The organism is Buttiauxella sp. (assembly GCF_035271705.1).
Classification (GTDB): Bacteria; Pseudomonadota; Gammaproteobacteria; order Enterobacterales; family Enterobacteriaceae; genus Buttiauxella.
The window spans coordinates 1-8,042 of record NZ_DATERI010000214.1; the positions used below are offsets into that span (position 1 = coordinate 1).

Consider the following 8,042-nt stretch of genomic DNA (forward strand, 5'->3'; position numbering starts at 1 on the left):
GAATAAAAGCGTGCGCCTGTTTCTGCGGCCAGTGCGGCATATCGACAGCGCGAATATCACGCGCAAAAACTTTATGCCCCATGACTTTCGCCCGGCCATCAATACGGAAACGGATACGCTTGTTTCTCGCATCCCAGTTCGGAGACTGGAGAATTTTTTGCTCAAATAGCGCGGCATAGGCTCGGCTATAGAGAGGGGCGAGATAGACCGCGACTCCGGCAACCACCGCGCGCTTAATAAACCTGCGCCGTGATGAATTAAAATTGCTCTTAAAGCATCCCATGTAATTTATTATTGTCTTACTTTCAAACAATTAAGCGTGTTTTTAATACATTCCCGTAATGAATATAAGTGTATATATTTATACTTAAACCATGTGAGAATTAACATCTCATTTTCATAAAAAAACATTGTTGCGCATGTCGTTGATTTTATGACGCAACAAAAAAGTACTGAGGAATCAGTCTTGAATATCAAACCTGGCATTATTATCACGGCGGCAGGGCGAGCAGAACGCTTTACTCAAGCGGGTGGACAAGGCAATAAACTCAATGCGTTGCTCAACGACGGCAGCGTGTTTGCACAAACACTGCGCCACGCGCAGGCTTCAGGCCTTGCGGTGCATGTGGTGACTCGTCCGGAAAATATTGAAATTCAAACGTTGTGCAGCACGCAACAGGTGCCCGTAACACTTATCGAAAGCAGTGGATTAGGTGAGTCGATTGCCGCGGGTGTTGGCGCGACGCCACACTGGCACGGTTGGTTGATTCATCTGGCGGATATGCCGTTTGTCCCCCCTCTGGTATTTGTCGAGGTGGCGCAGGCTCTGGAATTCCACTCGTTGGTGCGCCCTTGCGCAAACACGCAGCCGGGTCATCCGGTGGGGTTCTCCCACGCCTGGTATGACAAACTTTGCCAGTTAACCGGTGATAACGGTGCGCGTGAATTGCTGCGCGATGAAGCCATTCATTTCATTGATGTTAGCGATGTCGATTCACAGCGTGATATCGACCTTCCTTCACAGCTGACATAAAAGAGTGATAAAAATCATGCCGCTTATTTATGTCGGATGTCGGATGTCGCTACGCTAATCCGACATTCATTGGACGTTTAAAACAGTCTCTTACTTCTTCGCGACGTGCACGCGTGCCGTTAAACCGCGCAGGAAGTAGCGCAGGAACTGGTCGCCACATTCGCGGAAGTTTTTGTTTTCTGGCGCGCGCATCATCGCCGTGATTTCTGGCATTGAGATGCGGAATTCCTGGGTAGTCAGAATTTCAAGTACGTCATCAGTTTTCAAATCAAACGCAATACGCAGCTTTTTCAGGATGATGTTATTGGTCATCTTGCGTTCAATTTTCGGTGCCGGCTTGCTTTCATCTTTACCGCGTTTGAAGTAAATCAAACCGTTAAGGAAGTTTGCCATCAGGATGTCTGGGCAGAGTTTGAAGTGCTCTTCGTCTTCTTTTTTGGTCCAGGTTACGATCTGCTCAGCAGTCACGGCAACGTCGGTCAGGGCGAAAATTTTCACCATATCGTCGTTGCCCAAATTCAGCATGTAACGCACGCTGCGTAATACGTCGTTATTCATCATAGTGATGGTTCTCTCGTTCTAAATCTTGAAAGCGGGCAGTATATAGAGAGATGACAATATATACCCTAAATAATTCGAGTGGCAGCAAGGCGGCAAGTGCGCAAATCCCCAGGAGCTTACTTGAGTAAGTGACTGGGGTTTGTGAGCGTAGCCAACGCCGCTGAAGCTTGAAGTATGACGGGTATTTACATTGCTTTAAGCCCTAATGCCTCCTTCAGGCTCTTTAAATATCGACGACTGACCGGAACGGATTGCCCATCGCGCAACATTAATTCTGCCTGGCCGCCGTCTTCAAAGCGGATCTCTTTGAGATGCGCCATATTGACCAGATATTGCCGATGGCAGCGCACCAGCGGAGTACGGCTTTCCAGCGTGCGCAACGTCAACTCAGTGAACCCTTCCGCGCCTTGCGCGTTGGTGACATACACGCCACTCATCCGGCTACTGGCAAACATCACCTCATCCATTTGTAGCAGATAGATTCGGCTCTGCCCGGTGCACGGGATAAATTTGAGATTTTCCTGGTTTGGCGTCAGCAGCGTCATATCCTGACTGCCGCGTTCATGGCGCAAACGGTGTAAGGTTTTCTCCAGCCGTTTGCTCTCTATCGGTTTGAGCAAATAGTCAAAAGCGTGTTCTTCGAAGGCTTTTACTGCGTACTCATCAAACGCGGTGAGAAACACAATGTAGGGCCGCTGCTCAGGATCAAGCATGCTCGCCATCTCCAGCCCGCTGATGCGCGGCATCTGAATATCCGCAAACACCACGTCAGGATGCAAACGATGCACCGCCCCCATCGCTTCGACCGCATTACCACACTCCCCCACAATCTCAAGGTCAGGCTCGTTTTGCAGCATGATGCGCAGGTTTTCACGCGCCAGCGGCTCGTCGTCGACAATCAGCACTTTTAACATGGGGTTTCCTCCAGAGGTAAACGTAGGGTAATGCGGGTAAATCGGTCTGTCTCAAAATCCACTTTAATGCCACAGTCATCGCCGTATCGGGCGCGCAGGCGTTTATCCACCAGGTTCATACCCAACCCACTGGCGCGGGTGTTTTGTTGGTATAAACCGGCATTGTCTTCGATAGAAAGGTGCAAATACTCGCCCGTCTGACAAGCGTTAATCGTGATTTCGCCGACCCCGAGCAGTTGCGAAGTCCCGTGTTTAATCGCGTTTTCGACAATCGGCTGCAACGTGAAGGCCGGTAACCGTATCTGCGCCAGTTGCGGTGGCACATTAAGTTGCACTTTTAAGCGAGACTGAAAACGCGCCTGTTCGATTTGCAGATAGGCATTCACATGCTCGATTTCATCGGCGAGCGTCACTATCTCGCTCGGGCGCTTTAAGTTTTTACGGAAGAAAGTCGAGAGATATTGCACCAACTGACACGCCTGTTCGTTATCCCGACGGATAACGGCCACCAGTGTATTGAGCGCGTTAAACAAGAAATGCGGATTGACCTGAGCGTGCAGCAGTTTGATTTCTGACTGTGTGAGCATTTGCTTTTGTCGTTCATATTGCCCCGCTAAAATCTGCGCGGATAACAATTGTGCGATGCCTTCACCGAGGGTGCGATTTATCGAGCTGAACAAGCGGTTTTTCGCTTCATACAGTTTGATGGTGCCAATCACGCGGCTGTTTTCGCCATACAGTGGGATAACCAATGTCGAGCCAAGTTTGCAATGAGGATGCAACGAGCAGCGGTATGGCACTTCATTGCCATCGGCATACACCACCTCGCCGCGCTCAATGGCCTGCCAGGTATAATCAGATGCAATGGGACGCCCCGGTAAATGGTGATCCGCGCCAATGCCGGTAAATGCCAGCAGCTTTTCATGATCAGTGATGGCGACCGCGCCAATATCCAGCTCATGATGCAGCACCTGCGCCACTTTCATGCTGTTTTCCTGGTTAAAACCCTGGCGCAAAATCCCTTCGGTGGAGGCGGCCACTTTCAGTGCCGTGGCCGAAAATGCCGAAGTGTACTTTTCAAGCATCGCGCGTTTGTCGAGCAAAATACGCATGAACAGCGCGGCACCTACGGTGTTGGTGACGACCATCGGTGCGGCAATACTTTTCACCAAATGGAGGGCGTCCGCAAATGGGCGGGCAATCAGCAGAATAATGCCCATCTGGAAAATTTCAGCCACCAGCGTAATGCCGCCCGCCGTCAACGGATTAAACAATAAGTCGCTGCGCCCGCGGCGAATGAGTAAGCGATGTAACAACCCGCCGAGCAGACCTTCAACAATCGTTGAAAACATGCAGCTCAGCGCAGTTATGCCGCCCATTGAATAACGATGCAACCCACCGGTTAACCCTACCAGCCCGCCAACCAGTGGCCCACCGAGCAATCCTCCCATGACAGCCCCGATGGCGCGGGTGTTGGCGATGGAGTCATCAATGTGCAGGCCAAAATAGGTGCCCATAATGCAAAAAATGGAGAAGGTGACGTAGCACAGAAGCTTGTGGGGTAAACGTACAGTGACCTGCATCAGCGGGATAAACAGCCGCGTCTTACTCATCAGCCAGGCAATCACCAGATAGACGCACATCTGCTGGAGCAGCAGTAACACCAGGTTAAACTCGTACATCACACCCGCCGTTGAAAGTTATCCCCTCAATATTTCGGGTTGCATCACGGCGGCAAGTGGACGAATCCCGATGAGCTTACTTGAGTAAGTGATTCGGGTGAGTACACACAGCCAACAAAGAGGCAGCTTGAAATATGACGGGTAATGGGCGCGTAACATACAACGATGCGTCATAACTTTCTTTGAGGGGATTCAATAATTTTTGATTTCGTACCGGTAATCACACGGTTTGTTGAGATGGAGGGTATGAATGGAGTACAACCCTCGCCCTGAGTGGACGAGGGTCGGAGATTACACCGCGCGGAACGCAATATCCGCCGGGATCACTTCACCTTGCCAGTAAAGCGTTGAGGCAACACTTCCCGCCAGTTGGCGGTATGCCGCAGTAAACTCGCTTTCCGGACGGCTGATAACCGTCGGTTTACCGGCATCAAGATCTTCACGCAGCGTAATGTGCAACGGCATCTGGCCCAGCAGTTTGGTATGGTACTGGTCCGCCAGTTTCTGCGCACCGCCAGTGCCAAAAATCGCCTCATGATGACCGCAATTGCTGCAAACGTGCATGCTCATGTTCTCAACGATGCCCAGTACCGGCACATCCACTTTCTCAAACATCACAATGCCTTTGCGCGCATCAATGAGCGCAATATCCTGCGGCGTGGTGACAACCACCGCACCGGTTACCGGAATGTTTTGCGCAAGCGTTAATTGAATATCGCCCGTACCCGGTGGCATATCCAACACCAGGTAATCTAAATCCGGCCACATGGTTTCTTGCAGCATTTGCATCAGCGCTTTGCTGGCCATCGGGCCGCGCCACACCATGGCGTTTTCGTCAGTGACCAGGTAACCGATGGAATTGGTCGCCAGACCGTGCGCCACAATAGGCGTCATGTGCGTGCCGTCGGGTGAGGTTGGGCGTTCGTGTTCGGCACCCAACATGGTAGGGATTGAAGGACCATAAATATCCGCATCCAGAATCCCGACTTTCGCCCCTTCAGCAATCAGCGCCAGCGCGAGGTTTACTGCCGTACTCGACTTCCCTACCCCACCTTTACCAGAGCTAATGGCGATAATATTCTTCACGCCGTTAATGCCCGGATGGTTTTTCACCCGCTTTAAGGTAGCGATGTTGTGGCTGAGCTTCCAGTCCACCGCTTTTGCCCCGGTGATACGCAATAAATCTGAGCTGCATTGCTCTTGCAAGGCCTCAAAACCACTACGCCAGGCGAACGGCATCAGCAACTCGACGTGTAGCGTGTCATCGAGCATGGCGACATGATGCAGAGCTTTTAAGGCAGTCAGATTGTGTTTGAGGGTGGGGTGCTGAAAATTGGCCAGTGTCCCAGCAACCATAGCGCGTAGCTGCTCGGGGGATTTGCTTGCCTGGGATTGAGAGTTCATCCCGACTCCTTATGTTTTTTTATCGGACATTGCAGTGTGTTAAGCATACCAGAACCCATCGGAGGCGATAAAAATTTCCTTGTGCGCCTTGTGTGGTTTACCACGAGGCGGCCTTTCGGTTAACATCAAAGCCCTTTTATCTTTAGAAGATGCAATTTCTACTATGGCTCAAACCGCGAAAAAATTATTGGTAACGTGCGCACTTCCGTACGCTAACGGCTCAATCCACCTCGGTCATATGCTGGAGCACATTCAGGCTGACGTCTGGGTCCGTTACCAACGAATGCGCGGAAACACGGTTAACTTCATCTGCGCAGACGATGCACACGGTACGCCTATCATGCTCAAAGCACAGCAGTTAGGTATTACACCAGAGCAGATGATTGCCGAAATGAGCCAGGAGCATCAGACTGATTTTGCTGGTTTTAACATCAGCTATGATAACTATCACTCCACGCATAGCGATGAAAACCGTGATCTGGCGTCGCTGATTTATGGCCGCCTGAAAGAGAATGGTTTTATTAAAAACCGGACTATTTCTCAGCTTTACGATCCGGAAAAAGGCATGTTCCTGCCAGACCGTTTCGTTAAAGGCACCTGCCCGAAATGTAAATCTCCAGACCAATACGGTGATAACTGCGAAGTCTGTGGCGCAACTTACAGCCCAACCGAGCTTATCGACCCGAAATCCGTGGTGTCTGGCGCAACGCCTGAAATGCGTGATTCCGAGCATTTCTTCTTTGATTTGCCATCGTTTAGCGAAATGCTGCAAGCCTGGACTCGTTCTGGCGCGCTGCAAGAACAAGTGGCGAATAAAATGCAGGAGTGGTTCGAGTCTGGCTTGCAACAGTGGGATATCTCCCGCGATGCGCCTTACTTCGGCTTTGAAATTCCTGGTGCGCCGGGTAAATACTTCTACGTCTGGCTGGATGCGCCAATCGGCTACATGGGTTCGTTTAAAAACCTGTGTGACAAACGCGGCGATACCGAGAGCTTTGACGAATACTGGAAGAAAGATTCCACCACCGAGCTGTATCACTTCATCGGTAAAGATATCGTTTATTTCCACAGCTTGTTCTGGCCTGCCATGCTTGAAGGCAGTGGTTTCCGCAAGCCGACTAACCTGTTTGTCCACGGTTATGTGATGGTCAACGGCGCGAAGATGTCTAAATCGCGCGGTACATTCATTAAAGCCAGCACCTGGTTGAACCATTTCGATGCGGACAGCCTGCGTTACTACTACACCGCGAAACTCTCATCACGTATCGATGATATCGACCTGAATCTGGAAGATTTCGTGCAGCGTGTGAATAGCGACATCGTCAACAAAGTGGTCAATCTGGCTTCCCGTAACGCAGGCTTTATTGCCAAGCGTTTTGACGGCCAGCTTTCTGCTGAAATTGCCGATCCAGCGCTGTACAAAACCTTCACCGATGCGGCACAGTCCATTGGCGAAGCGTGGGAAAGCCGCGAGTTTGGTAAAGCTGTGCGTGAAATCATGGCGCTTGCCGATGCGGCAAACCGTTATGTGGATGAGCAAGCACCGTGGGTGGTGGCGAAACAAGAAGGCCGCGATGCCGACCTGCAAGCCATCTGCACCATGGGCATTAACTTGTTCCGCGTACTGATGACCTGGCTGAAACCGGTTCTGCCGACGCTTTCTGAACGTACTGAAGCGTTCCTGAACTGTGAACTGACCTGGGACAGCATCAACACCCCGCTGTTGAACCATAAAGTGAACACCTTCAAAGCGCTGTATAACCGTATTGAAATGAAACAGGTTGAAGCGCTGGTTGAAGCATCGAAAGAAGAAGTGAAGGCCGCCAGCACCCCGGTGACTGGCCCACTGGCTGACGACCCGATAGCTGAAACCATTGCTTTTGATGATTTCGCCAAAGTGGATTTGCGTGTTGCACTGATCGAAAAAGCGGAATTTGTTGAAGGTTCTGACAAGCTGCTGCGCCTGACGCTGGATCTTGGCGGCGAGAAACGTAACGTGTTCTCGGGTATCCGTTCAGCCTATCCAGACCCTGCGGCACTGGAAGGTCGTTTGACCATTATGGTGGCAAACCTGGCACCGCGTAAAATGCGCTTCGGCATCTCTGAAGGGATGGTGATGGCAGCAGGTCCTGGCGGGAAAGATATCTTCCTGTTAAGCCCGGATAGCGGTGCGCAAGCGGGTATGGCGGTTAAGTAATACCGCACGCTAAAAACACAATACCCCGGCATGCCGGGGTATTTTTTTGACCGTTTTGAGAATGGATTAGCGTAAGCGGCATCCAGCCACTTTATGCGTCAGTGCGATTACCGACACTCTTATCTTTCAAGAACGCAAACATCAACCCGAGCCAAATAAGGCCACCCAGCAAATTCAGCACGCTGAACAAACCGTTGCCGCCAAACAGATAAGCATGCTTACTCACCTCGATGCCGACGGTAAAAATAAAC

7 protein-coding genes and 1 pseudogene are annotated in these 8,042 nt (G+C 51.0%); 2 read left to right on the plus strand and 6 right to left on the minus strand.

Translation table 11 applies throughout. From position 1 onward, the window contains the following. On the minus strand, positions 1-283 hold a 283-nt coding region (locus VJY99_RS19125), incomplete at its 3' end, for a hypothetical protein (RefSeq protein WP_324121309.1). A gap of 189 nt (positions 284-472) precedes the next feature. Here VJY99_RS19125 and VJY99_RS19130 point away from each other — a divergent pair. Beyond that, the gene (locus VJY99_RS19130) at positions 473-1,033 is read left to right on the plus strand and encodes a nucleotidyltransferase family protein (protein ID WP_324121321.1); all 561 of its coding nucleotides are present in this window, start codon (positions 473-475) and stop codon (positions 1,031-1,033) included. A 90-nt stretch (positions 1,034-1,123) separates the two neighbouring features. On the opposite strand, the gene VJY99_RS19135 is transcribed toward VJY99_RS19130, so the two are convergent. The 4 genes from VJY99_RS19135 to apbC form a co-directional block, all read right to left on the minus strand. Continuing rightward, positions 1,124-1,594, minus strand: a complete 471-nt coding sequence (locus VJY99_RS19135; RefSeq protein ID WP_324121311.1) for a DUF1456 family protein — start codon at positions 1,592-1,594, stop codon at positions 1,124-1,126. Between the two features lie 185 nt (positions 1,595-1,779). After that, complete coding sequence (btsR, locus tag VJY99_RS19140) at positions 1,780-2,508, minus strand: two-component system response regulator BtsR (RefSeq protein ID WP_324121313.1); 729 nt, start codon at positions 2,506-2,508, stop codon at positions 1,780-1,782. Next, on the minus strand, positions 2,502-4,190 hold the full coding sequence (locus VJY99_RS19145) for a sensor histidine kinase (protein ID WP_324121314.1): 1,689 nt from the start codon (positions 4,188-4,190) through the stop codon (positions 2,502-2,504). The genes btsR and VJY99_RS19145 overlap by 7 nt, the downstream gene beginning before the upstream one ends. Positions 4,191-4,481: 291 nt before the next feature. After that, entirely contained in the window at positions 4,482-5,594 is a 1,113-nt protein-coding gene (gene apbC, locus VJY99_RS19150; protein ID WP_324121317.1) for an iron-sulfur cluster carrier protein ApbC, read from the minus strand. A 163-nt stretch (positions 5,595-5,757) separates the two neighbouring features. On the opposite strand from apbC, the gene metG reads away from it, so the two are divergent. Beyond that, positions 5,758-7,791, plus strand: a complete 2,034-nt coding sequence (metG, locus tag VJY99_RS19155) for a methionine--tRNA ligase (protein WP_324121319.1) — start codon at positions 5,758-5,760, stop codon at positions 7,789-7,791. A 91-nt stretch (positions 7,792-7,882) separates the two neighbouring features. Here metG and VJY99_RS19160 read toward each other — a convergent pair. Beyond that, positions 7,883-8,042 (minus strand): annotated as a pseudogene (locus VJY99_RS19160) (multidrug transporter MdfA); the annotation flags it as partial.